Source organism: Pseudoalteromonas sp. B62 (assembly GCF_037162565.1).
Lineage (GTDB): Bacteria > Pseudomonadota > Gammaproteobacteria > Enterobacterales > Alteromonadaceae > Pseudoalteromonas > Pseudoalteromonas fuliginea.
In genome coordinates, this window is sequence record NZ_JARLVB010000002.1 from 3,021,680 (window position 1) to 3,047,753 (window position 26,074).

Annotated in this window: 22 protein-coding genes and 3 pseudogenes; 8 read left to right on the plus strand and 17 right to left on the minus strand. The window is 38.3% G+C overall.

All coding sequences use genetic code 11. The features are described from left to right. Positions 1-142: 142 nt before the first annotated feature. Positions 143-1,732, minus strand: a complete 1,590-nt coding sequence (locus P4S71_RS18140; RefSeq protein WP_337151647.1) for an ABC-F family ATPase — start codon at positions 1,730-1,732, stop codon at positions 143-145. A 628-nt stretch (positions 1,733-2,360) separates the two neighbouring features. Here P4S71_RS18140 and P4S71_RS18145 point away from each other — a divergent pair. Beyond that, positions 2,361-3,569 (plus strand): porin, encoded by a 1,209-nt coding sequence (locus P4S71_RS18145; protein ID WP_337151210.1) that lies wholly within the window; start codon positions 2,361-2,363, stop codon positions 3,567-3,569. 787 nt (positions 3,570-4,356) lie between these two features. Here P4S71_RS18145 and P4S71_RS18150 read toward each other — a convergent pair. The 3 genes from P4S71_RS18150 to P4S71_RS18160 all read right to left on the minus strand — a co-directional run bounded on the left by P4S71_RS18150 (position 4,357) and on the right by P4S71_RS18160 (position 6,525). Further along, positions 4,357-5,238, minus strand: coding sequence for an alpha/beta hydrolase (locus tag P4S71_RS18150; protein WP_337151211.1), 882 nt, complete (start codon positions 5,236-5,238; stop codon positions 4,357-4,359). A gap of 30 nt (positions 5,239-5,268) precedes the next feature. Then, the gene (locus P4S71_RS18155) at positions 5,269-5,880 is read right to left on the minus strand and encodes a MarC family protein (protein WP_033039113.1); all 612 of its coding nucleotides are present in this window, start codon (positions 5,878-5,880) and stop codon (positions 5,269-5,271) included. A 162-nt stretch (positions 5,881-6,042) separates the two neighbouring features. Beyond that, entirely contained in the window at positions 6,043-6,525 is a 483-nt protein-coding gene (locus P4S71_RS18160; RefSeq protein WP_337151212.1) for a GNAT family N-acetyltransferase, read from the minus strand. 105 nt (positions 6,526-6,630) lie between these two features. On the opposite strand from P4S71_RS18160, the gene P4S71_RS18165 reads away from it, so the two are divergent. Further along, entirely contained in the window at positions 6,631-6,831 is a 201-nt protein-coding gene (locus P4S71_RS18165) for a hypothetical protein (protein WP_002962626.1), read from the plus strand. A 194-nt stretch (positions 6,832-7,025) separates the two neighbouring features. Here the strand turns inward: P4S71_RS18165 and P4S71_RS18170 are convergent, their stop codons facing one another. Further along, positions 7,026-8,204: an IS4 family transposase gene (locus P4S71_RS18170; protein ID WP_050484169.1), complete on the minus strand. Its 1,179-nt coding sequence runs from the start codon at positions 8,202-8,204 to the stop codon at positions 7,026-7,028. A 237-nt stretch (positions 8,205-8,441) separates the two neighbouring features. After that, positions 8,442-8,636 (minus strand): CPXCG motif-containing cysteine-rich protein, encoded by a 195-nt coding sequence (locus P4S71_RS18175; RefSeq protein WP_007586729.1) that lies wholly within the window; start codon positions 8,634-8,636, stop codon positions 8,442-8,444. Between the two features lie 218 nt (positions 8,637-8,854). On the opposite strand from P4S71_RS18175, the gene msrA reads away from it, so the two are divergent. Together msrA and P4S71_RS18185 are read left to right on the plus strand one after the other, a co-directional pair. Further along, positions 8,855-9,454: a peptide-methionine (S)-S-oxide reductase MsrA gene (gene msrA / locus P4S71_RS18180; RefSeq protein WP_337151213.1), complete on the plus strand. Its 600-nt coding sequence runs from the start codon at positions 8,855-8,857 to the stop codon at positions 9,452-9,454. A 227-nt stretch (positions 9,455-9,681) separates the two neighbouring features. After that, positions 9,682-10,596, plus strand: coding sequence for a 2OG-Fe(II) oxygenase (locus P4S71_RS18185; protein ID WP_337151214.1), 915 nt, complete (start codon positions 9,682-9,684; stop codon positions 10,594-10,596). Between the two features lie 83 nt (positions 10,597-10,679). On the opposite strand, the pseudogene P4S71_RS18190 reads toward P4S71_RS18185, so the two are convergent. The 4 genes and pseudogenes from P4S71_RS18190 to P4S71_RS18205 form a co-directional block, all read right to left on the minus strand. Then, positions 10,680-12,790: pseudogene (locus P4S71_RS18190) on the minus strand (TonB-dependent siderophore receptor). Positions 12,791-12,823: 33 nt separating this feature from the next. Further along, positions 12,824-14,128, minus strand: coding sequence for a DUF3526 domain-containing protein (locus tag P4S71_RS18195; RefSeq protein WP_337151215.1), 1,305 nt, complete (start codon positions 14,126-14,128; stop codon positions 12,824-12,826). After that, positions 14,125-15,573 (minus strand): ABC transporter permease, encoded by a 1,449-nt coding sequence (locus P4S71_RS18200; protein ID WP_337151216.1) that lies wholly within the window; start codon positions 15,571-15,573, stop codon positions 14,125-14,127. The genes P4S71_RS18195 and P4S71_RS18200 overlap by 4 nt, the downstream gene beginning before the upstream one ends. After that, entirely contained in the window at positions 15,573-16,397 is an 825-nt protein-coding gene (locus P4S71_RS18205) for an ABC transporter ATP-binding protein (RefSeq protein WP_337151217.1), read from the minus strand. The genes P4S71_RS18200 and P4S71_RS18205 overlap by 1 nt, the downstream gene beginning before the upstream one ends. Positions 16,398-16,702: 305 nt before the next feature. On the opposite strand from P4S71_RS18205, the pseudogene P4S71_RS18210 reads away from it, so the two are divergent. After that, positions 16,703-17,403 (plus strand): annotated as a pseudogene (locus P4S71_RS18210) (metal-dependent hydrolase). Between the two features lie 252 nt (positions 17,404-17,655). Continuing rightward, positions 17,656-18,258, plus strand: a complete 603-nt coding sequence (locus tag P4S71_RS18215) for a thiamine biosynthesis protein ThiC (RefSeq protein WP_337151218.1) — start codon at positions 17,656-17,658, stop codon at positions 18,256-18,258. A 216-nt stretch (positions 18,259-18,474) separates the two neighbouring features. Here P4S71_RS18215 and P4S71_RS18220 read toward each other — a convergent pair whose 3' ends face one another. Further along, positions 18,475-18,747 (minus strand): hypothetical protein, encoded by a 273-nt coding sequence (locus tag P4S71_RS18220; protein ID WP_149605304.1) that lies wholly within the window; start codon positions 18,745-18,747, stop codon positions 18,475-18,477. A gap of 608 nt (positions 18,748-19,355) precedes the next feature. On the opposite strand from P4S71_RS18220, the pseudogene P4S71_RS18225 reads away from it, so the two are divergent. After that, a pseudogene (locus tag P4S71_RS18225) lies at positions 19,356-19,714 on the plus strand (transposase); the annotation flags it as partial. A gap of 245 nt (positions 19,715-19,959) precedes the next feature. Here the strand turns inward: P4S71_RS18225 and P4S71_RS18230 are convergent. Then, positions 19,960-20,934, minus strand: a complete 975-nt coding sequence (locus tag P4S71_RS18230) for a transposase (protein WP_337151219.1) — start codon at positions 20,932-20,934, stop codon at positions 19,960-19,962. 155 nt (positions 20,935-21,089) lie between these two features. On the opposite strand from P4S71_RS18230, the gene P4S71_RS18235 reads away from it, so the two are divergent. Beyond that, positions 21,090-22,124: an IS110 family transposase gene (locus tag P4S71_RS18235; RefSeq protein WP_337151220.1), complete on the plus strand. Its 1,035-nt coding sequence runs from the start codon at positions 21,090-21,092 to the stop codon at positions 22,122-22,124. Positions 22,125-22,639: 515 nt separating this feature from the next. Here P4S71_RS18235 and P4S71_RS18240 read toward each other — a convergent pair. The 5 genes from P4S71_RS18240 to P4S71_RS18260 form a co-directional block, all read right to left on the minus strand. Further along, positions 22,640-22,960 (minus strand): hypothetical protein, encoded by a 321-nt coding sequence (locus P4S71_RS18240; protein WP_337151221.1) that lies wholly within the window; start codon positions 22,958-22,960, stop codon positions 22,640-22,642. Then, a complete protein-coding gene (locus P4S71_RS18245) occupies positions 22,954-23,673 on the minus strand; it encodes a Kiwa anti-phage protein KwaB-like domain-containing protein (RefSeq protein ID WP_337151222.1) in 720 nt (239 codons plus the stop codon). Before P4S71_RS18245 ends, P4S71_RS18240 begins: the two co-directional genes overlap by 7 nt. Positions 23,674-23,681: 8 nt before the next feature. After that, positions 23,682-24,302, minus strand: a complete 621-nt coding sequence (locus tag P4S71_RS18250; protein WP_337151223.1) for a hypothetical protein — start codon at positions 24,300-24,302, stop codon at positions 23,682-23,684. A 413-nt stretch (positions 24,303-24,715) separates the two neighbouring features. Beyond that, positions 24,716-25,354 (minus strand): excalibur calcium-binding domain-containing protein, encoded by a 639-nt coding sequence (locus P4S71_RS18255; protein WP_337151224.1) that lies wholly within the window; start codon positions 25,352-25,354, stop codon positions 24,716-24,718. A 156-nt stretch (positions 25,355-25,510) separates the two neighbouring features. Next, a complete protein-coding gene (locus tag P4S71_RS18260) occupies positions 25,511-26,014 on the minus strand; it encodes a DUF421 domain-containing protein (RefSeq protein WP_337151225.1) in 504 nt (167 codons plus the stop codon). Positions 26,015-26,074 lie beyond the last annotated feature (60 nt).

The following is a 26,074-nucleotide window of genomic DNA, read 5'->3' on the forward strand; positions in this document are numbered from 1 at the left end:
TCAGTAATGTATTTTAAAAATAGCGGACTTATGTCCGGTTTTAGGCGGGTATTATACCCAAACCAAGTTTAATTGCGACTCACAAAAACAAAAAAAGCCATGTTTAAACATGGCTTTTTAGAGTTAACGGGTAAATAGCTAATTAAGCTTCTTTACTCGCTAGGTATTCTGCGTAGTTGCCTCTAAAGTCGATAACTTTACCGTCTTTAATTTCCCAAATACGGGTCGCAACCGATGATACAAACTGACGGTCGTGCGAGACAAACATCAATGTACCTTCATAAGCTTCAAGGGCTAAGTTAAGCGCTTCAATAGATTCCATATCCATGTGGTTGGTTGGCTCATCCATTAGCAATATGTTTGGCTTATGCATCATAATTTTACCAAACAACATGCGGCCTTGCTCACCACCTGAAATTACTTTAACTGATTTTTTAATATCGTTTTGAGAGAATAACATACGACCTAAGAAGCTACGAACCACTTGCTCGTCGTCGCCTTCTTGTTGCCATTGCTCCATCCACTGAAACAAGTTCATGTCGGTTGCAAACTCATCAGCGTGATCTTGCGCGTAGTAACCAATATTCGCGTTTTCTGAGAACTTAAACTCACCAGCTTTAGGGGCTAAGCGCCCTGCTAATGTATTAAGTAATGTTGTTTTACCAACACCATTTTCACCAATAATAGCAATACGTTCGCCAACTTCTACTAAACCTTCAAGTCCAGAAAACAACGTATTGTCGTCAAAACCTTGTGTTAAGTTTGTCATTTCAAGTGCGTTTCTGAATAACTGCTTTTCTTGATCAAAACGGATAAACGGCGTTTGGCGTGAAGATGCTTTAACTTCGTCTAATTGGATTTTGTCGATACGTTTAGCACGCGATGTTGCTTGCTTAGCTTTAGATGCGTTAGCAGAGAAACGAGATACAAACTGTTGAAGTTCAGCAATTTGGTTTTTCTTTTTCGCGTTTTCGTTAAGTAATTGCTCACGTGCTTGCGTTGCTGCAAACATGTATTCGTCGTAGTTACCTGAGTAAATCCGTAGCTCACCGTAGTCAATATCGGCCATGTGAGTACATACAGAGTTTAAAAAGTGACGGTCATGCGAGATGATTATCATGGTACAGTCGCGTTGGTTTAACACGTCTTCTAACCACTTGATGGTGTAAATATCCAAGTTATTGGTAGGCTCATCAAGTAGCATTATATCTGGGTCTGAAAACAACACCTGTGCAAGTAGCACGCGTAGTTTAAAACCAGGTGCAATTTCTGACATTGGGCCAAAATGTTGGTCAGTGCCAATACCTACGCCTAACAGAAGCTCGCCTGCTTTAGATTCAGCAGAGTAACCATCCATTTCAGCAAACTCAGTTTCAAGATCGGCTACTTTCATACCGTCTTCTTCACTCATTTCTGGTAAAGAGTAAATACGGTCACGTTCTTGTTTTATTTTCCACAGCTCTTTGTGACCCATGATCACAGTATCAATTACTGAGTATTCTTCGTAGGCAAACTGGTCTTGGTTTAGTTTAGCAACACGTTCATTTGGATCAGTACTTACATTACCTGAAGACGCTTCGAGCTCACCACTTAGAATCTTCATAAATGTTGATTTACCACAACCATTTGCACCGATTAAACCGTAACGGTTTCCGTCGCCAAATTTTGCTGAGATATTTTCAAATAATGGTTTAGCACCAAATTGCATGGTGACATTAGCTGTACTAATAATAGCGCTACCCTCCAAAGGAGTAATGATGTATTTAAATTGCGCGCAGTTTAAACCAAAATGGCCTGTTTTTCTATGAAAGTTTAAAGGCAGACCACTACGTTTTAGCCATTTATTATGACTACGTAGTTGGTAGCTAAAATAACGGATTAGATTTAATGGTTTCGTTAATTTTTATGCAAATTAAAATCCAAAAATTATTTTTTATAAACAGGCATGAGGGGTTAGAAATAGGGATACAGATTAGAGTAAAAGCACTTTTAACGTGTTTGTGTGTTTACTTAACTCATTTTGCTACAACCTATAAAAATAAAAAGTTATATTTATGAAAATAAAACGATTTTAGAGCTTTTGCACTAGTTACTATTTTTTAACCAAGATGAAATTAATTCAAATTATAATTTTAACACACCACTTATTACCAATCCTTTTTCCCTACAAAACAACTAAAAAAACAAACCTCAGCAACACTTGAAAAACAAAATTAACCTTTAGTGAATATCTATTAAGTTTAACGCTTAATTTTAGTGAGTATTTTTCACTTTTGAGCTGTTTATTGCTTTGTTAACCTTTGAATCTGAATTTTTACCTACGTAAAAAACTGACCAATTTACACAGGGCAACACACAAGATGAGCAAAAAATTAGCAACACTTATTAGCGCAAGTATTGTATTCGCACCCGCTGTTTCGGCAGTAGAGTTATACAAAGATAATAAAAACACTGTTGAAGTAGGTGGATATCTTGATGTACGTGTAATTAATACACAAAACGAAACCGAAGTTGTTAACGGTACTTCGCGCATCAACTTTGGATTTACCCGAAAGCTTAAGAAAGACTGGACTGCCCTTGCACTCGTGGAATGGGGTGTAAACCCTGTTGGCAGCAGTGATATTATTTATAACAATCGTTTTGAGTCTATTCAGGATGAGTTTTTGTATAACCGTTTAGGTTACGCAGGCCTTTCGCACGAAAAGTACGGGCAACTAACTATTGGTAAACAATGGGGTGCATGGTACGACGTGGTTTACGGCACAAATAATAGCTTTGTATGGGATGGTAATGCGGCTGGTGTTTACACCTATAATAAAGACGATGGCGCTGTTAATGGCACTGGCCGTGGAGATAAATTAGTGCAGTACCGCAATCGCTATAACGATTTTAGTTTTGCAGTACAAGCACAGCTTAAAAACAGCGAATTCTATACCTGTGACGTAACCGACATTTCAGAAGAAGAATGTGAAGCGCTATGGAACTCTGGCGATAGTGCAGCCCAAGAAGTTGAATTTAATTACACATTTGGTGCGTCTGTAACTTATACCCCAACTGACATGCTAACACTTACAGCAGGTGTTAACCGTGGTGAGTTTGATTTAACGTTTGGCGATGGTTCTACTCGCAATGTTGAAGATTTAATTTATGGTGCAGGTATTATGTGGGGCAACATTGATAAGCCCGGCCTATACATTGCTGCCAACGTAAATAAAAACAAAAATCACGACACAGATAACATTGGTCGCTTAATTAAAGACGCAATCGGTATAGAAACATTTGCATCTTACCGCTTTGATAACGATTTTCGCCCTTTTATTGCCTACAACATGTTTGATGCCGGTGATGATTACGTAATTCAGCCAAACTTTAACGCCGACCCAGACGATATATTTAAGCGTCAGTTTGCTGTTATTGGCCTTCACTACTTAATTGACGAAGACACTATTGCCTACGTAGAAGCGCGTAAAGACTTTAGCGACTTTCAAAGCGATAACAAGGAGCAACAAGCACAAATGGAGCAGTCGGAAGATGACGGTATAGCATTTGGTTTTAGATATAAGTTCTAAATATAAGCTCTAAATATAAGTTTAAAAAAGACTACAACTTCCCTAAGCACAACCCTTTTAGCCCTTTTAACTTTTTTAACTGGGCTTTTTTTATTCAGCCATACTTTTTTCAATACTGAATTTTGCATTTAAGGCTATTTCAACAAATACATTAACAGCCGCATTGCTATCAGATTTTTAATTTGTAATAGCACCATTCACGATGCCCCTATTTTTACGTTTACCATTTTGCAGCCCATTACTATGAGCGAGGAAAACTTTAATTAAGCACTCATAATCCACTACTCGGCATTTATATTTTTAGTGGATGTAGTTATCGCAGGCTTTATTATTTTGACTACCTCTTTGATCACTTTTTTTAATTTGACTCTATTGCTAAGTTTAGCATTATAACAATATTGGTATGATGTGTTCTTTTGATAAAAAGCCACCAGCCAATTTCTATTGGCTCCATTAAGAGTATAAAAAGATGCTGAAACTATATTGAAATAGCAAAGTACTTACACTGCTTATTGCTGATCACAAAGGCGAAAGGCTGATTAAAAGCAGTAACAAATAGATGTGTTTATGCTCATAGGTACTGACTGCATTCTAACTCAATAGCCGCGTACTGTATATAAACACAGTACACGTATTTCCTGACAAAAATAATTTAAACCAGCTTGATTTTGTAAGCCGTTGATAATATTAAACTAAGTAAAGTACTATAAAGCTGATTAAGCATTCTAAATACACAGAACAACGTTAACTGTATATACACACAGTTAACACTTTGAATCAATCTAATCTACTTTTTAATAAACGTACTATAACCAGCTAATGCCTTAGCTACACTAAGTGGTGGATTATCTGAGTGCTCAGCACCTTCATTTACAGCGCTTTGCCACACAAGGTTATTATTAGGGTTGGCTGTTAAAGCGGTCTCTAAATTATTAAACGCTTTTAACATTAACGGATGCTCTGCCCCGCCCACCGATAGATATAAATAAGTAGGCACCTTAACTTTGTTTGCTTGAGTAGTTAAAAATGCTTTTACATTATTAACTACGGTCATGTCGTCGTACCAAGCCGCTGGGCTAAATGCAAAGTAGCCATTAAACAGTTCAGGTTTTGTATGCAGTGTATAAAGTACAAAGCTACCACCTGCCGAAAAACCACTTAATACACGGTTATTACTAAGCTTATATTTTGCTGATAAATAAGGGAGTAACTCAGTTTCAATAAACGCTAAAAATTTGTCGGCTTCGCCATTTGGTTCAATAAGTGTTTCATGCTCTGGACGCGCTTGTGTATTTACATCTTGGCGGGCATAAGGAGGTACTAAATCGCGATTACGTGTATCTGTAAAAAACAAATTAGGAATAGACACCAATATAGCCTTATCCCCTTTTTCGCTCTTAGCTTGTTTTGTAAGTGCTTTGTCCCATGTATCTAAATTAAAGTTACCATCGGTTTTAATAATTAACGGATACGCTTTTTTAGGATTGTAATTAGCGGGCAATCTTATAAACACTTTGCGCGACTCATTAAGCACGCTTGAGTTAATTGTTACATCTGTATAGGCCGATACATAATGGTTATAATAACGTATGGCTAAAATACCAATAGCAAAAATGACTACGGCTAAACTTAAATTAATAATATAGTGTTTTGTTATTTTTATTGCCATGCGGCATTCCTTTCAATGTTTAGGAGTTATTTAATCGAGCTTAACCCATTGTTTTATTTCCAGCGCGGTCATAATAAGCTCAACCGAAAACGCGGCTAAAATCATCCCCATCACACGCGTTAAAATAGACGCGCCACCAGTACCAATTAGCTTAATAATTTTACCCGAAAGCAGCAACAGTATTAAAGTAATACCCAACACACCAAGTGTAACAAGCGCTGTGCCTATTTGAGTAGTAATTGGGTGTATGTGGTTATCGGTAAGTAGTATTACCGCCAAAATAGCGCCAGGAGTCGCCGTTGCAGGTATAGCAAGCGGAAACACCGCAATATCGTGATCGGGGTCTTGTTTAGCTTTGTTAGAATCGTTTCCAAAAATCATTTGCAGGCCAAACAAAAATAATATAATTCCGCCCCCTAACTGAAACGACACCAACCTAATTCCCATCGCATTTAGTATTAGTTGTCCTATTAAAATAGAACCTAATAATACGCCCCCGGCATAAAGCACCGTTTTAAATGCAGTTTTACGACGTTGTTGATCAGTTAAATGAGAAGTAAGTGCGGCAAACAGCGCCATAGTGCCTATTGGGTCAATGGTCGCCCAAATTACAAGCGCATCTTGAGAGAGTTTATCTAGCATATAAAATCCTTGTTAAGCGTAAATGTTTAATAAAACACGGGTAACAAATTCATTTGCTCACGCTTAACTATAATAGAAAGCCGCTATTTTTTGTATTTTATTTACTGAGCTTTAAGGATTGAGGATTAAAAAAAGATAAGCACTTATAATTGCCGTCTTGAGTTAAAGTGATTTATGCCAAATAGAATTTTCTCTTAAGCTAAAACCTAACTTAATAAGTAAATTATGGGAACGTGCATTATGTGCACTCACCTCGGCCGACAAATGTTTAAGCGCAATATCCTTAACTAGGGTTTCAATAAAACCGCTCACTACTTCAAACATTATGCCTTTACCCCAAAAGTCGGGGTGCAGCTCAAATCCTATAAATGCACTACTTTTACACGGCGTTAAATTATAAAGCCCACAAGTACCCATTAACTTCACTGATGTATTATGTTCAATTGCGACTCTAATCACTTCGCCTTCGTAGTATGCACTAATATCATCTTGTATTAATTGTTTGATTTGCGTTTTGCTAAGTGGTGTTTCGTAGTCGTTAAATTCTGACACGTGTGGGTGGTTTAAAATATTAAATAAACACGCAGCGTGTTTGTGGGTAATTAAACGCAGCGTAACGCGTTCAAGCTTTGTGGTATTAAACATTTTATTTAAGTGGTTAGTTAAATTAGCTCTTTATGGGCACGCATTATTAACTTACCATACGCCATTAACAAGCATTATCTTTAAGCAAAAAGAGTGGATAACGTAATGAGTGACGATTTTAAAGTAATACAACCCACTACCACAGTATATTGCCCAAAGCGCGGCGAAGGCTGGACCTTAACAGGCATTACTAATATTAACGAGTTTACCTCAGTAATGTTTGACGGCACACGCTATACACTTCCAGCACGCGAAATAGTAGAAGAACTTCTCCCTAACCAATTAGCGCGTGAGCAAAATAGCTAACCAAACACATACACAGTAAAAAGGCTGCAATTTTGCAGCCTAGGGTCTGTTGATCTTTGCGGATTGAAATTTGTTCAAACTAGGGGTTATTTAATCGCGGCGCGAGGTTTGTAACCTAGTGGGCTAAGTCAAAACCGAGCAACAAAGAGTAAATAGCCCCTAGGAAGAACCCTTTGGGCTGAGGGATCCCCACTTTATCCAGCGGCCTCTTTTTGATAATTAGAAATAAAGTTTTTTAAACTTTTTTCTATATAGCTTTGTGTAATACGTCTCTTACATAGCTTTATGACTTGCTTGGCTAAGGTTAAAAATGAAAGAACTCGGCGATTCTTAACACTATTTGCTTGAAATTTTATATGCCACTTTCTTTTTTCTGCTTCACACCCTATAAACCATAACGCAGTGCTCGCTATTGTGGCTATCAAGCATAATATTCCTATTCTATTTATGCCGGTGCTTTTACTAAAACGCCACGAAAAACCATATCTCAAACTTTTGTCATCGCGGAAATTTTGCTCTATTTGCATTCTTTTACTATATAAACCAACTACTCGCTTACTCGTCATTGTATTGTCTGATGTCGCGAGTAACCATGGCTCTTTCGCTAAGTTTTGATACATTTTTGTATCTTTCGTAAATCTGCTTTTTCCTTTTCTTCCTTTATTTTTTCCATGATATACGTGTAAAAATGCATCGCATGCTGTCGGGCTGGACTGAGTTAGTCTTGCTTGACCTAACGCCTTTGGTATATCGCTGGCACCAGCCCTAAGTTGTTTTAATGTATGCCATTGTGATTGCATGGCTAGTTTACACTTCATTGAGCCTCTTAATCGACCTATCATATGCCAACCAAGTTCGCGTACTTTACTATACCAAGGCGTAAGAAAGCCGCCGTCTGTTACAATATAGACACTAGGATGTCGTCCAAGCACTTCATAAAGTTCATCTAAAAACAGGCTGTTGGTTGCTGGGCTATCAAAATTCTTCTGCTCAACAATCATGTTATAAATCACGATAGAGCGCCCATCCACAAGTAAGCTTGCTCGCAGTAAGTGATAGTCGTGACCACAGGCACCGCTCCAGTCAACGGCAATTGCAAGCATTGGTAAAGAGTCGATAATAGGATGAGCTAATGCTTTATAGATAGCGACCCTTTCATTGTAGAGGTGAGTATTTTTTAAGAAGCGATCAACGCGTTTTATTTTATGTTTTACATCCACAGCGCCAGACAAATTTCTGCCGATTTCAGTTAAGGTAAGTTTATTACCCGAAATTAATGCATTACTGCAGCTTAGTAATGTTTTTACTCTGGCATTATTGAATGGCGCTAATGCATGTTTAAAGTACTTATGGCAAACTGATGTGTCAGGCATAGCAGTTGTGACTTATGTGGGTTGTGGTGATTTACATAAGATCATAAATTGCTGTGCCTGTCACGTTTTGGGGATTCGTCAGCCCTTTGGGCAGCGCCTGTTTGGCATTAATGCTACGTTATCGCCTATTTATGGGGAATAACCACACTGTATAGGCTCTGCCTTGCCTAAATACCAAACAGACTGCTGCAAATTCAACCTTGAAAGATCAACAGACCCTAGTATTTAATTAACTAGTTAAAATGCTTCGTCTTCGCTGTAAACATTAACGTTTAACTCGTCTTCATCTTCAAATACCACAAACGAAATAGGCTTACAACACACTTGGCAGTCTTCTATGTATTGCTCATCAATATCTGCTGCATCAAGTAATACTTCTATACTTTCTCCACAATAAGGGCAGCTTATTGATGTTTCTGTTAACTGGTTCATTTATCACCTGCTAATTTATATCACGAATGTTGTCACTTTAATGAACACGTAAGCATAATTCAACACCCCATTAAATAACGCATACTTGGCTAACCCAATTAAACCGTGCTACTAACTTAAATAGTGACCATATAACTTGTCAAAGCACGAAATAGTATTAGCACTTAGCGGGTCTAACTTCTTAAGTATTTAAACTCACACTTCAGGTGGATAATTTTATGAAAAAATCACTCGCATTAGCATTAACATCTGCCGCAATATTGTTTAGCACATTTACTCATGCAGCTAAAACCGAAAAAGCCGTTCTAGCTGGAGGTTGTTTTTGGTGTATGGAAAGTGATTTTGAAAAGCTAGAAGGCGTAACCGATGTAATATCGGGCTTTACTGGCGGTAAACTTAAAAACCCGACATACAATGGTAATCATAAAGGCCATTACGAGGCCGTAGAAATTACTTACGATCCGGCCATAGTAAGCTATCAAGGTATACTTGATCATTACTGGGTAAATATTGATCCTTTTGATGCAAGAGGCCAATTTTGCGATAAAGGCCCTAGTTACTTAAGCGCTATATTTGTACAAAACGACGAACAACGTAAATTAGCTGAAAAAACAAAAGCAGCTGTTGTAGACGAGTTTCCTAATCAAACTGTGGTTACACCTATACTAAACGCAAGTACCTTTTACCCTATTAAAGGTAGGGAAAGCTTTCATCAAGATTATTACAAAAACAACCCAATCCGATACAACACTTATCGTTGGCGTTGTGGTCGCGACAACCGTCTAGAAGAAATTTGGGGCGACAGAGCAACTCACTAGTATTTATTAAGCAACTTAAATTACACCAACAAAAGGCTGCATATTGTGCAGCCTTTTACTTATCTACAAAACTAGCTTTCTCTGCTTCAAATAAGTATACAAACCTTCATTATCAATAAATAGTATATTCTGTTTCCCAAAGCAGGCTGTTTATCTACTAAATCAAATGCAATAAATTGCACCCCTAGATTGATATAAACAAAATTAAACAACTGGAGTGACACAAAATGTTTGCCAACCAATTACAGCTAGCGCGTGCTCTAGAATTACCAACACGACAAGCCATGCTTTACCGTGAACAATCAGTACAACACTTTTGGAATAGCAACACCGACCTAATTACAAACGCGTGGAGCGAATGGGAAACAACATCAATAGATAGCTCAACGTTTACGCTTGACGACACGCTACTTGATAAAAACCTACGTGAAGCAGTAAAACAAGCATGGGAAGATCCATCCAAAGAGCTGGCCGTAAAAGCGTTATTACACGAAGTAGCGCCTGATGTGTTTCAATTTCAATTTTTTGATCCTGAGCGCCTAGCAGTATTACGCGGATATTTAGAACAAGTATGGAATTCGCAAATTCCTATGCGCCCGCCATACGGCATAGTGTTAAATCGCCGTGGTGCCATGCTTGATAGCCGATCAGAAGGTTATTTAGCCGCGCCAAGCTTTCAGGCATTTTATAACGAAATACTAAACACTTATATGCGCCCTATTTCGCGCTTATTGTTTCCTGAAATAATTGGCTACGATACACAAACATTTGGCTTTTCTATTTATTACGACCCAAGTACAGATGCGTCAATTCGCCCACATACCGACGCATCAGCTGTAACGCTTAACATTAACTTAAATTTACCAAGTGAAGAGTTTACAGGGTCAGAAGTTGACTTTTATCACCCGTACACAGGTGACATTAAATCACTTACGTTTAAGCCAGGTACTGCCATGTTACATCGTGGCAATATTGCACACGCAGCTAAACCTATTACCAGTGGTGAGCGAACTAACTTTGTATTGTGGCTGTATGGAAAGCGCGGTCGATTACCAGCACAAGAGGCTCCACGGATTCCTATTGATGCTAAACAGCGCTGGATTAACCCTAAAAAAACTAACGACGGCTATGCACCGTTTTAATTGAGTTTTTAACTAAGTTTTTAACTAAATAAAAGGCTGCTTAATTTAAGCAGCCTTTTTGTTAATATCGTTTTAGTTTACGTTTAAAATTTATACGTTGCAGATAGCCTTACACTTCTGGGGGTGCCCGGTTGAACCCACGCATCAGCAAATGAGTTAGTGTAATAGGTTTCATCAAACAGGTTATCTACCTCTGCACGCAAGCCAATTGCTTTGGTTACATCAACATCTATAAATGTACGTGCTGTTGAATAGCTTGGTAGCTCAAAATCGGTACCAAAAAAGCCGTTTCGAGAGTCTACATAAACTAAACCTGCGCCAAACTTAATTGCTTTGCCATATAACTCGGCTGATTTAACAAGCTGTAAACTGAGTTGATGCTTAGGAATATTTAATAAAGAACTACCCGCTTCAACGGTATAGCCAAAGTTAGCATCAAAAAATGAGTTTTCAATAGTTGCATCAACATACGCATACGATAGCCATAGCCTTACATCATCCGTTAGCTCACCGTTTATATCAATTTCTATGCCTTTGCTTTGTGCTTCGCCGATTGCAGCAAAAGTAAATGCAGTAGGATCGTCAACCACCAGCATATTGTCTTGTTCCACTTTAAACATCGCAATGGTGCCAAATAAAGCGCCATCGTTTAAAGTAAATTTAACCCCCAACTCTGTTGAAGTAGATTGATTTGGTTCAAACCCATCGCCATTTGTATCAGTGCCCGATAAAGGCCTAAAGTTTTCGCCATAAGCAGCATAAACAGATACAAACTCGCTCGCCTCATACACAACACCCAACTGGGGGCTAACACGTGACTCATTTTGTTTTGATTGCGTATCAGCTAAACGATTATTGAGTGTTTGTTCGTAATCATCAAAACGTACACCAACGCGAATATCAAGCTTATCGGTTAGGCTTATTTGGTCTTGTATAAATACACCTAACGACTCTTGCACTTCTAACTTATCGGTATTGGCCGTCGGCGTAGGTAACTCATACGCCCCATATACAGGATTAAAAACATTTATATACTGATCGCCACGAACACGAAGAACAAATTGATCATTTTCGAACTTATCAGAATCAACACCTACTATTAAGCGGTGTTCTAATCCTGCAACCTCTAAATTACCCGTCACTTCTGCTCTAAACACCTGATATTTTGCATCGTAATCACGGAAACGTCTAAAGCGATTTACCTCTGCATCAACTACACCCGCAAAACCGGTTTCGGTAGCAAACCCTTCAAGCGACGTATCACGGTAGTTAGCGCCCAGTAATACGCTCCAATTATCATTAAAGTCATGAATAAACTCCAATTGATGACCCAGTACGTCAGCCTCTATTGGACCATCACCTGGCTCACCTAAAAAGCGACTTTCAGGAATAAGCCCAAGCTCGCCATCTATTGCTAATACGCCTCTATCAAAAGGAACTTCTTGGTCGCTGTATTCAAGCTCATATATTAATTGGCTGTTGTCATTAATGTTCCATGTAATTGAAGGGCTAAAGCCCTTTTTTGTTGTTTCTATCGTATCTCGAAAACTTTTGGCATCTTCATAAAAACCAACCAGCCTAATTGCTACGTCGTCATTAAGGGGGTTGTGTAATCTACATCAGCGCGGTAGGTATCAAAGCTTCCTACGCTTAGCTTTAGCTCGCCGCTCGTATCAAACGTTGGGCGTTTAGTTACTAAGTTTACCGTACCGCCAGGTTCACCACGGCCAAATAAAGCAGCACGTGGACCTTTTAACACCTCAACCGATTCAATACCCGACAAATCACGTGAGCCACCAAAGCCACGCCCGGCATTAAACCCATTAACAAGGTAGTTACTTGGTAAGTTTTCATCGCCGACAAAGCCACGTAGCGCAAAGCTATTCCAAAGTCCGCCAAAGTTATTTTGACGCGCTACCGACGCCGATAAATCAAGCGCTTGATTTAAATTTATCGCACCCGCGTTTTCAAGTGCTTCTAAATCTATTTTTAATTCTGACTGCGGCGTTTCTAAAGGGCTAAAATTTCCTTGATAAGCTTGGCGTGTTCCAGTAACAGCAAACCTTTCAATAACACTCATATTTACACTATCAACTTGCTCACTTTTATCAGCTGCTATTACCTGACTGCTAAATAAACTCACTAAACATGTGCTTAAATAAGTAAGTTTCAGCCCTTTTTTATTAGTATTCATTATAAACCTTGTTAATTAGTTGACTCATAAATTTTATTTTAACTGAACGCCTATGACCTCAGGCTCATCCTTTTTATTCAGTATTGTTTTACTAAAACTAGGCATGTTGTTAAGCGCAGCTTTAGTGGGCTCACCTTTAATAAATAACCAAGGGTAGTAAAATTCCCTTAGGCATTTATGAAACCCTCGTATTTGATGCTCGTATCTAAATGCCGCTATTGCATCTGTTTTGGCTTTTCGCGTTAAGCTGCGTTGTAACAATAATGCAGGCGAAAACCACGATACCATTCCAGCTAACTGATACTTTTTGCGTGCTGCATCGCGGTACGCATGCGAAAGTTCAGCCGCTTTTTCATCCCCTACTTGTTGAAAGGCGTAATACCATTTCCACTCAAACTCGCTTTGCATATCAACATGATCTTTCCATGCGGGATTATTAGCTACAAAGGCGTCCATTGTAATTTGTTTTGGTAAGTCCCATGCATCGTTAACCGCCTCTCGCTGAGTAAGTACAATTTCGCCACCTTTAGGTGAATGCACTATTTTGTTAATCGCTAAATCACCTAAAATAGGAATAATAAAAGCAACTAGCACCCATATACCTATTAAAGCGGAGGCAACACGCGGCGCACTACTTGCTTGCTTGCCCATCCAAATACAAAGTGCAGCCCAAAAAACTAGATAGGCAACACACATAGTTGTTATCAATAAAACATCATAAATTGAACTACCAGCTACATAAGCGCCACCATAGAATGGCAACATTAAACACACGAGTAATAAAATAAACCTCACCAATATGCGTGCGCCCCATAAAGCAAAGTAAGAGCTCGACGTTGTGACTAATAAATCGTAACGACCACTGGTACGTTCGTTGGCAAATAAATCATGGAACAGCAAAATCACTATCAGCGGTGCCAAAGCACTTAACACAAACGCAAAATCAATTTTACCTGCTTGGGCTAGCTCAGGGTTTTGCGCATCGCTTTCGTAAATTTGTCCCTCCAGAGCAAGTAAGTTTACGCGGTGTTTCCATGGGTAAATATCGCGTTCACCCAAAGCAGCAAACGCTAAATTTGAAGGCGCTGAATACGTTAAATGAAAAGTATAATAAGCCAACATACCTGCATCAGTTTGCTGCGTTTGCACATTTAATCGTTCGGTTAAATCAGCTGATTTTAAACGTTCAATAGTTTCGCGTTGCTGACTTACTTCACTCAACCCACTGATAACGGCAAAGGCAGACACAGCAAATGTACAAAGTAAAAGCACCACTAAATATTTTTGACGAAGTAAAAAGCCAAATTCTCGCTTGAGGTGTAAAAATAAATAGCTCATAACAAACGTTTCCCTACAAACTTAATACCGCCGGCCAACACTGCAATCCACAGTAATAGCTGTAAAAATGCAGATGTACTTCGCTGGGCTCGCACCAACGCACTATCGCTATGAAAGGTAAAGTTTTGCAGTATTTTCCAATTATCAGCGCTAACACGTGCTTTTTTAGTGGCTGCGGCATCAGCATTGCGGTTCATGTCGTCTTGGTAATCAAGTTCTTCAATATGAACTTTGTTAAGCCCTTGCACAAAATCAAAACGTAGCTGCTCGGTTTCGCGTAAAAAGCGATGATGCGTTTCTATACTTGTACCAACCACAATCATAGAGAGCGAGCGAATCGCTACCATTGGTGAAACCCAACCAAAATAACGCGATACCTGCGTTTGCTTAAGCTCAGCTTGCATACGTTGCTGGGCAAATTGATTAAGTACTTCAGTTTGCTTAGCCTCTGATTCACTTGCCACTAACCCTCTAAAGTTTACCGGCAGCTCGTCAATGCTATTTACGTTGTACTTTTTAAGAAGTGATTGTTTAAATTGCTCAAAGGCAGGGTCGTTAGTGTTATGGCCATCGCCTAGCTTTCTAAGCTCGGCTTTTACAGCAAAATCTGTTTCTATTTTACCGGCAGATGGCACAACTGTAGCTGCTGTCGTACTCGCTACGCGTGGCATAACAATACACAGTAAAATCCATACAAAGGCAAGTGCGGTAAAACTGCCACTGTTTTTAGTAAACACACTAGAGGCCAGTAAAATAAGTAATACCCACACAGTTAAATATAAAGTGTAGCCAACAACAAAACTTACAACTGCCAGTAAGCTTTCACCTGTACCAAGTGTGAATAAAGCCGATACCGTAAGCGGAGTCAAAATTAAACCCACAACAGAAAGTAGCGCTAATCCTTTACCTGCAATTAGCGTTACACCAGATGTACCTTGCGATAACAAATACGAAAGCGTTTGCGATTCGCGCTCTCGGCTAATACCGCTGTAACCAATTAAAATCAGTAATAACGGCGCTAATGTTTGCACTATAAAGGCAGGCGTTAAACTGCCTAATTTAGTTAATGCAGTCCCTTGGCGACTATCTGCAAACATTGCGCTATTTTGTCTGTGCCCTTCTAAAAATATAGAGTTGCCTGTGTAAGCGTCAATACCGGGGTCGAGCGTACTAAGCGGCGCAGGCGTTCTAAACGCATAATGCCCGTAATGCACCATTCGGTGAGGATGTCGGTCGGGTTGATCAACAAAGCTTTTATCGCTTGTTGTTTGCAGTTCGTGCCTAGTATGGCTTAATTCCAGCATGGTAATGGCCGTTACAACTACCGAAGAAAGTGTAAGGATCAAACCAATAGCAAGCACAGTGACTGCCAATTTAGAGCGTAGCCAATAACGCCATTCATCCTTGGCTATTAGCACTACTTTTGAAACGTTATTTATACTCATTAATTGCCTCGGCTCTTATAATCACCAAAGGCAGCATGAACTTGTTCGGTATTAATACGCCCATTCTCAGGTGCATCAAATTCGCCCACCAGCTCACCTGCTCTTAGTAAACCAATTCGGTTTGCTACTTGGCATGCGCCATATACATCGTGTGTAACCATTAAAATAGTGGCACCCGTTAATGCAAGCTCACGTACTAGCTGGTTAAACTCATCAATAGCAACAGGATCAAGGCCCGATGTAGGCTCATCAAGTAAAAATATCGGTGCTTCACGCAGTATCGCAAGTGCAATCGCTGTTTTTTGCCTCATGCCTTTTGAATAAGTTTGCATGTTGCGATCCCATGCATCTTGTTGCAATGCAACACGATTAAAAGCCACGTTAATTTGCTCAAACGATTTTTTAACATCAGCGAGTGATAAAAAATATTCTACGTTTTCGCGTGCTGTTAAATGCGGGTATAACGTAGCCGACTCTGGTAAGTACGCCGTTTTACCGCGTACAAAATCAAGTGCTTTACTCACCTCTTTACCCGCTACTTTTACAGAGCCTTGCGTTGGTTTATTAAAGCCAAGTAACGTTTTTAACGTGGTTGATTTACCCGCGCCATTTCCCCCTAGTAGCGCATAAACCTCACCTGCCGCCACGCTGAAGCTTAAGTTTTTTAAAATGGTGTTGTTTTTAATGCCAAAACTTAACGATTCTACTTCAATAACCGCTTCGTTTTTAGTGGCTTGGGTCGTATTTGATGCTTTATTATGTGTTTGTTCCACACGCTGAGGTTCTATTGGTGATGTTTGATTAATTGCTGTTGATGTTGTCACATTCAAACTCTATTAAGGGAAATTAGAATACCGTGAATGTTATACTATATCAAACACCAATTGCAACACTATAACATATTAATAATTAACAATAGATACATCGTGCTGGGTTTAATTAACGAAAAGTTGTTCTATCCAAAATTACCATTTAGTGGAACAACTAAGCACGATAAAGAATAAAAATTGTAAAAAGCAGCAACTAATCAAAGTGATAAAACATATTTAAAGACCAATCTATAAAGAATAGTGAACAATAAACTTTTCAATTGTTAGAATGCCCACCTATTTTATTATCAAGAGATACAATGGCAAATTTCAATACTCATCTTAATACTGCCGTAATCATCACAGGCTTATGCTCTGCCACCTTATTATCTGCAGGCCATATTGATTTAAAGGGCGCACTCTGGTTATGGTTTTTAGGCTCAATTGGCGGCTTATTACCCGACATAGATTCAGATAACTCCACGTCACTCGATACTATTTTTAACTTATTTGCACTCAGCGCTGTATTACTGGTACTGCATTACATAACCACCAAGCTCATTATTGAAATTAGCTTTGTTGAGTTAATCGTAGTGCCCTTATTGGTTTACGGATTTATGAAATACATTATTAGACCCATTTTTGAATGGATCACAGTACACAGAGGTAGTTGCCACTCTTTACTATTTATACTGTTATGCGCGCTATTAACAACTCAAGTAACATGGAAACTAAATGACCAATCAACTACACAAGCAGCCGTCTTTGCTTGGTTAGCAGGTGGGTTTATTTTACTCGGCGGGTTAATTCATTTATTGCTGGATGAAATTTACAGTGTCGATTTAAGTAATGTCACCATTAAACGCTCTTTCGGCACTGCTTTAAAAATAGCTGACTTTGATAATAAATTAATTACGCTAGCTTCAATTATTGCCATTGCAGGTTTAATCTATGTTGCCCCCCTACAAAGCAAACTATTACAGCGTTAAGTGACTGGTCTCATTTTACGTTTTTATCATAACGTTTTAAGTAATAAGCCGTTTAACCACATACTCAAGAGGCGCTGCGCTTTTAGACCACACATTGCTTGAATTAAAACGATTTTGCCAATTAAATTTTGATTCAAAAAGTCATAGCTTTAGGCTATTTTTTATTAATTAATACTTTTATAGGTTTACGTGAAATAATTAACTCGTTTTACCTGTCTTTTACCCAAGTATGAGAGCTATTACAGCTTTTAAAAGCATTAAATATAAAATTATAAGAGGTCCAAATGGAATTTACGAATAAACGCACCATCCTAATTACAGCATCTTTATTGTTGGTGTTAGCGATATCACAGGCTATTTTTTCTGCCCTTTACAGTGCTCAAATTAGCTTTTCAAGACAGTTCGCTTGGGGACTAGAAGCACTCGTTTTTACTTTACTTGTTGCCTTTGCGGGTTCTGCCATGGTGCAAGCAAAAAATTCTCAGCTGGGATGGTCAGCTATCTCGTTTAGCGCAGTACTTAACATAGTTCAGGTAAGCATTGGCCTAACTTTGTTTTCTACATTTGGAAAAGTTGCGGGTACCGTAGAAGGCGCACAACCTTTAATTAGTGGTGTGGTGTCTTTGTCATTCATGATTTACTACGCAGCCAAGGTATTATTAGGATTAGCAGCACTTGTTTTTGGACTGTCTTTTATCGCTAAAGGTGGCAAAGCAATTGGTGGCCTTACATCCCTAGCAGGCGGAGTTGCAATGTTGGCCAATGGTATTTTAATAACCTTTGGCCGTGATGGATTCCTTCCATCAGGTGTTGCTGGCGCTTCGGGCATGATTGCAACGTTACTTTTGGCGATATGCTTAATAAGCCTTTACCGTAAACAAGACTAAGGCTTAATAACTTATTAGTAATGTAGTTACTTAAATAAGTTATAAACATCGGCGTGTATTAGAGTGCTAATTCGCCGATGTTTTACGTTTAATGTGACAGCCATCTTATTTTTTAAGACTAATTCACAAAGTGGGTATGAGGCGCTGCGCTTTTAGAGGGGATAATAGATTGAATCAAAGTTTATATCGGTAGACGATTTCTTTAGATGTAAATGCTCAATCATTTTTTATAAATAACTTGGTAATATAATTTTTGCCGTTATCTTGGATATAATGTATTTCAACATAACCTCCATCAAAAATAACCTTATCGTTATATTTCCGGTTTGCAAAAAAATATGGCGCTGTTTGATAGTTATTATATTTAAAAAATACTCCTGACACTGAAAAACTCTGTGTTCGACTTGCCCCTTCTTTTTCTACTAATTTTTCAATTTCGCCTGTTACAACTCTCTGCTCATGCGATTTTATTTTAGCTATATATTGCATTTTTGAATATAAAGAAGTTATAGAAACGAGATTGTAAAGAATAAAAATAAAAAATAAGACGAAGAAATTAAACTTAAAAAACCGTTTAATATATAAATCGTATAATTTTTTGAGCCTCCCAATAAAGATTAAACTTATAACTATAAAAAGCACATATGGCAAAAATTCAATGCTATTAAAGCTAATTGTTGTCTCGTAGTAGTTTTTCATCATATGCACTTAAAATGTCTCAACTTTTACACGACTAAATCAACCACCATGATCGAAATACAAAGAACTCTCTCAAGACCGATTCACAAAGAGGGTAAGAGACGCTGCGCTTTCAGAGGTTAGAAACTAAACTAGACAGCCACTTTAATTGAACAAACAAAACAATGCCAAAAAATTCGCTCTTCAGGTTAAGAATTTATCTTTTATAACTGGGTCACTTTATTTCATCCGTTAAACCCGAATTCATTATGCAAGTGCACCACTGACCATAACCCACCAATAAATATGACATTCTGAAGTATTTGCTAATGTAGTAAGTGTGTAGTGGTACAGTGATTTTGGCCACCCATTAAGAAAGAAATGTTATGCTAACTAAGCATACAAATTTGGGTGAAAAAATGACGAAATTAAAACGCGCAACATATTCAGCGGCAATTAAATTAGAAACGGCTCAGCTTGTAGTAGACCAAGGTTATACGCAAGAAGACGCAGCAAAAGCGATGGGGGTGGGTAAATCAACCGTAAGTAAGTGGGTTACTCAATTAAAGCTAGAACGCAATGGTCAGTCACCATCAGCTTCACCAATGACGCCCGAACAAATTGAAATCCGCGAACTTAAAAAGCAAATCCAACGCATTGAATTAGAAAAGGATATATTAAAAAAGGCTACCGCTCTCTTGATGTCCGACTCCCTGAACAATTCTCGTTAATCGAGAAGTTAAATCAACGAGAGCGTTATCCAGTTAGTCTGCTGTGTAGAAACAAACTAAACTAGACAGCCACTTAACAAACTAAACTAGACAGCCACTTTAATTGAACAAACAAAACAATGCCAAAAAATTCGCTCTTCAGGTTAAGAATTTATCTTTTATTACTCGGTTACTTACTTTTTATCCATAAAATAACTCATTATCACACTTAAACCTAAATTACACGCATCGTAATAACTGCATGATGCAGTTGTGATTTATTACTGAATAATTTTACTGAGTAGTTTAAATTTTATGTCAGTAGCTTTTCGCAGTTACCGATATTCGCTCGCCGCTTTCGCTTTAAGTTTTCACAATAACTTGCTTGTGAGGCTGGCCTGCCAACTGCGCCATGAAATACGCGCGTAAATTGGGTTGTAAGCTTTAACCAGTTTTCTAAAGATATATTCACCCTTTCTAATAAAGGCAAGTGTATACTATCAATATAACCGCGTTTGTCTTCTCGTATACAACGTCCTGTTAATTCAACAAGTTCAAGGTACGATTTAACCTCAAACGGCAGCCCTTTGGGCATAACCTGACGAGACATGCCTGCAAAACGTAGTAACTGTTTAGGCTGTTTACCCTCTGCCGCGCATGTTAAGCGCTTTTGTACACTGGTATGGTCTGACTCTTCGGGCGTATCAGCCTTTTTCGCTCTAATAGGGTTTAAATCGACATACGCCATACAAGCAGCAAGTGCAGCTTCATCTAATAATGCTTGGGACATAAATCGCCCTTCCCAGAACCTACCTGTGCAGTTATCTTCTTTATTTGCTCTGCGCGCAATGTCTTCATTTAACAACCGCATAAACCAGCTAATACTTGCTAGGCGTTCGCGGTATTGTTTAACCGTTTGGTTGAAAAAGATGAGTTCAACTTTACTTAGCTTTTCACCTTGTACATATTTTTGCGTTAACACTGTGCCTTTACAGAGTTTATGCCAGCGAATAACAATCGCTTTATCATTCAGCCTATTTACTTTCTTATCATCTACATACAGTACTAAATGGGTGTGATTACTCATTACGGCATAAGCACATATATCAATACAAAATACTTTAGCTAATTCAAGCAGCTTATCTTCAACCCAGCCTCGTCGATGCTCGTTGGATTGACCTGTAAAGTGGTCTTCCCCACATAAAAATGCACGGCGTACGCAACGTGATATGCAATGGTAGTACTTTGTATCAACCAAACTTACTTGGCGCTTTCTTGCAATTGCCATAAGACACCCTGTTTATTTTTTGCACTAATCAAAACGTAGTCTTTTATTTTGAAAAGAGCAAAATTTAGGATGGGTGATGAGATGGACGCTCCCCAAAACGGCGTCAATGCGCCAAACTGGTTATAACTCACATTCAGTTAAAGGGAACGTCCACCATGAAAATTAGCACATTATCAATTGATTTGGCAAAAAATGTATTCCAAGTCGCTGGCTTTAATTCTAACCATAAAAGAGAATGCAATAAACGCTTAAACAGACCTAAACTCAACGCCTTCATTGCAAATACACCACCGTGCCGCGTCGTGATGGAAGCCTGCTATTCTTCCCACTATTGGGGGAGAGTATTTACGTCTTACGGTCATACCGTTGACCTTATTCCAGCACAACACGTTACTCCTTTTGTTCGCGGTAATAAAAACGATAGTAACGATGCCCTTGCTATCTACGAAGCAAGCTTACGCCCTAATATTAAATTCGTTCCTATTAAAACCGAAGCTCAGCAAGAAATACTCACGCTTCATAAAATACGCGAGCGGCTTCTGCAAAACAGGATTGCTGCAACCAACCAGTTACGCGGTTTATTGGTCGATTTTGGGTATGTATTTCCTGTCGGTATGAAGGTATTTGAGCAAGGCCTCATTGCGTTAGAAAGTGATTCTGAGCTTCGCCCAATACTGCGCACAATGGTGAGTGATATTTACACTGAGTACAAAACCCTTGTTAAACGCATTAAAGCCATTGAAGCGATGCTTACTGCACACGTTGAACGGGATACAAACGCTAAAATACTTCACTCCATTCCTGGCGTAGGTGTACTCAATGCCTCAGCCTATGCGGCATCAATCGGGAACGGTCAGGCATTTAAGAATGCAAAAGAACTCGGGGTGTGGCTAGGATTAACACCTAAACAATACGCGTCAGGCGATAAAAGTAAAATGTCAGGCATTACTAAGCGCGGTAACAGTTACTTACGAAAACAACTTATTCACGGTGCTCGCGCCATTATCGCCAGAAGTCACCATAAGACAGATGCGCTAAGCCAATGGGTAAATCAATTACGCGAGAAAAAACACTTTAATTGTGTGGTGGTTGCCACCGCGCACAGATTGGCGCGGCTGATGTGGGTATTGCTGACCAAGCAAACCCTCTATTCACCTCAGTTTGTGCAAAATACACAGAAGGATGCTTAATTATGCGTATTTTACACGCCAATCACACCCGAGTTTACGACTTAAGACAGCCTGGTTATGACATAGGTTTTAAAACCTGAGTGGGTGTTTGGGCACTTAAGTCGTAACATACACTTATCCTGTATGTACTTCACTTATAATGAAATAAAAAGCGCACGCTAACCAAGGTTAACCAGATAAAGACACGAGATTTAATCTCGCTTGGGTGAATATTTTTTAGGTCCCTTGGTACGAAGTTCATTAGGAGCATGGCGCATGATAATCATGACACCATAGCTCGAATATATGTCAGTACCTTTGCTTTTTAGCAAGCTTGTGACGCATCATTACTGTGATATGAGATACGTGATAATAGAATAAAGACATCAATTTTGATGTTTATACATTAGCTCGTCTTGACTTCAAGGGAGCGTCCATATATGTCACTGTTAACTTGTTAAAATTTGCAGTTAATAGCTAAATTTTACTAGTCGTCCACCTCAGGGCGTGTTGTTACACGTATTTTAAGCTTTATATTACGGTGTTGTTGTAAAATCAGGAGTAATAAATTCTCCATCAACATCAAACATCTTCTCATCAACAACAGTTATGACTCGTTTATTTTGTAAAAGGGTTAAAACTTCTTTCACATAATCTTTTGTTTCATCAATTATTATTTTACCTGACTCATCAAATTTAATTTTCCAATTCCCAGCCTCTTCTGACTTTATTTTTAACTTCGCTAACCAAATATCATCTGTGAAATGCCCTTTTTCATGTACGGATGCCAATTGACGCATTAAATATTTATCATTACCTATAACTCTTGTTAGTGGCTCTTTAGCTACTTCTAACATCGCAGAGCTAGCGCATAGTGCGGTAATCGCTTCAACTTTTTCTCTTTCAACCGTTCGTGAAAGTTCATTGCTGTTTCAAATTGTTTAATATCAGCGATGAAAATGTCATCACCGTATTGTAAGAAATCAATGTATGGAGTAATTTGAAAACGAGGATCTTCTTTAATCTTAACAATCAGTTCATTATTAAAAGTATCGAAACCAAAAAACTTACCTGATGTTTTATTTGCTGACCATGCGCCACTTATATACCTAAATGCAAAGATACTTTGTTCTGGCTCACCAAATGTAAGCTGTATTACGTAGGAGTTAAAACTATTAAGTTCAGATTTTTCTGTTACAAAGTCTATTTGCCCTGTCGTTACTAAAGCTTCCATTTGAGAAAAATCTGTAGCTGATTTCTCTACATAAAAGAATCGATTATCTTGAGTTGTATTAATAGACTTCAATTCACAGATATGATCATTTCCATCAATACACTCAGTAACATAATTTTTAAATAAGGGCTTGTCATCACTGTGTACATTTAATCGTTTCACTTCCACAAAGCGCTTTTCTTTATTTGAAGTACTAATTTTAGTGACATATAAATTAACAACAGCATCATCCAACCCAAAATTTTTTAATGCTTGTAACTTGTGGTTAAGGGATGCTTGATCAAGTTGTATTTGAGCTTCAACTAAAGCTACCTGCTGTGTCTGTGTACTTGGCATATATATTTTTAATCCTTTGGTTTAAGCTCAGGAAACACAAAGTGAATTCCTACAGTTTCTTTTAATTCTATTTTTATGTCGGATTTTTCTAACTTACCCCAACATAGTACGATTTTTTGACTGTAATTTTCTCTGCCAACTTCTTTATATTTAATGTTGTACAGTCTAATGCCCATAAGTAAAAACATAGGGTTTAGCAAAGAAATTTGCTCTTTATGTACAAATGAAAATATGAACATGAGAAATATCAATAGCGATGAAATTGACTGCCAACTATTATAATCAAATGCAAATAATCCAATTAAAAATGGAAGGGTATAATTCAACATATCACCCCGAACCTGATTTGCGTCTTCAACTTTTATTGCATGCCCGCCTTCTTGATAAGTTAGGAGTTTCCTCATCAACGGCCCGATAATTAATGTAGAAAAAGATGATATTGTTAGTAATGTTAATGCGCAAAAGCTAACATTTACCGACCATGAATCTAGTCCGAATTGTATTCCAGCGGTAGATTCATCAACATCTCTAATAAATAAGATCAGGAACAAAGGATAATATGACGACATAAAGACAATTGCTTCTAACCACAATGCCGGTGCCGTCTCCTTTGGTTTATGTTTAATCATTAATATCCCTGTTTTAAAAATATGAAACTATGCGAAATATGATATAGGTGTAACACTTAGCTAACAGGCGCAGAGTTTTTTTCTGCGTCTTTGTTGAGCTTTTTGTTAGGCTTAAGTATTGCCGTACAAATTTTGGGAGAAAACGAATAACCCCCACTTAACTTTTCAACAACGACTATTTCTTTGTCATTTATCTCTATTGCCTTTTGCCCCTTTGATATCTCGCACCTAGAGAACTTTTTCGCTTCTAGATTATAGATAATTACAATAGCTACTCAGTAGCTTTTGTAATTTAACCCCAAAACGACTTTTAATAATGTTATGGGACAAAAATTACATGGCTGTATTTATACACAGCCATTAATTAATTCTTTTTTTATTCACCCAAACCTTTAAGTAAACGATTTATAAAATTACCATTCATTTTTAAATCTTGTATCTCTCTCACAAGGGTTACCATCTCTATCGCCATCCATTTTTGTATTTGGGCAATTATTAATAAAATATACCGCCTCTTCGCGTGAGCGCATTTCAGTACAATATTGCCTACCATCGCAGGTAAAATTTTGCGTGCTTTTAGGAATAATGATTTTAGGAATAACGACTTTAGGATATTTTTCATCAAAAGTAGCTAAATCGTCATTGGTGGCTAAATCATTAGTAATAACAGGTGTTTGGCTGCTTGAGTGAGTGTTGTATTTATTAATCGCATAAAAGCAAAGTGCTGCAATTAGCGTAATTGAGGCAACTTTGACTAAAAAGCTACTGGCAAAATTAGATTTGGCAATGCGATGCGGCTGGTTATTGTTTTTTTGGTTAGGTGCTTTAAGTAATTTAAGCTCTGCAACGCCTTCTATGCGGCAGTTAATTGCTTTGGTTTTACCGTCGGGCTGTGTTGCCACTTCAAAGTAAATAGTGTCGCCAACTTTTGGCTTACGGCTCATGTGCTTGAGCGCTGATATGTATATAAACGTGTCGTGTTCTAGGGTGTCTGATTTAATAAAACCAAAACCTTTGTCGGTTTTCCACGACTTTAACAATCCTTTGTTCATTTATCCACCTGTTCTGCTTAAGCTGCAATTTACGCAAATTCCATTTAGTTAACACTTGTTATTATACGTTCCAGAATTAAAACCATGCAACAAGTAATATTATTTACAGTTATTTTAAATCTTCAAATTATTGGTATTTGTCAGCCGATTAAATAGCTAAAAAACATCACTTAACGCAGTTTTAGAGCCACTGTTATTGTGCGCTATTACACTAAAACTGCCGTCTGTTTCGAGCACGACTGCGGCTACATCTTCAATGGCTAGTATTCCTGCGCCACGAATAGCGGCGCGAATTTCTGATTTTGTTACCCGCTGCAATTTAAGTGCAGCGGTGCAGTATTCACCATCACTCATTAAAAACGTGGGCTCTGCTTTTATAAGCGCTGCAAATTTTGACGAGCGCACACTAAACCACGTAATAACATATTGCAGCCCTATTAATACGACAAAGGCAAGTATGCCCTCAGCTAAAGGGATACTTTTAGAAATAATAACAGACGCCAATATAGAGCCCAGCGCAATGGTGACTATAAAGTCGAACACGTTCCACTTTGAAAGCGTACGTTTACCCGATATACGCAGCCAAAACACCAGTGCTACATAACCCAGTACACCTATTGTAAGTACACGTAATAACCCCTGCATATCATCATAAAACATAGTGGTTCCTTGCTATTAAAGTTGGCAATTAGCTTTTACTTATAACCCTTCATGGCGCTA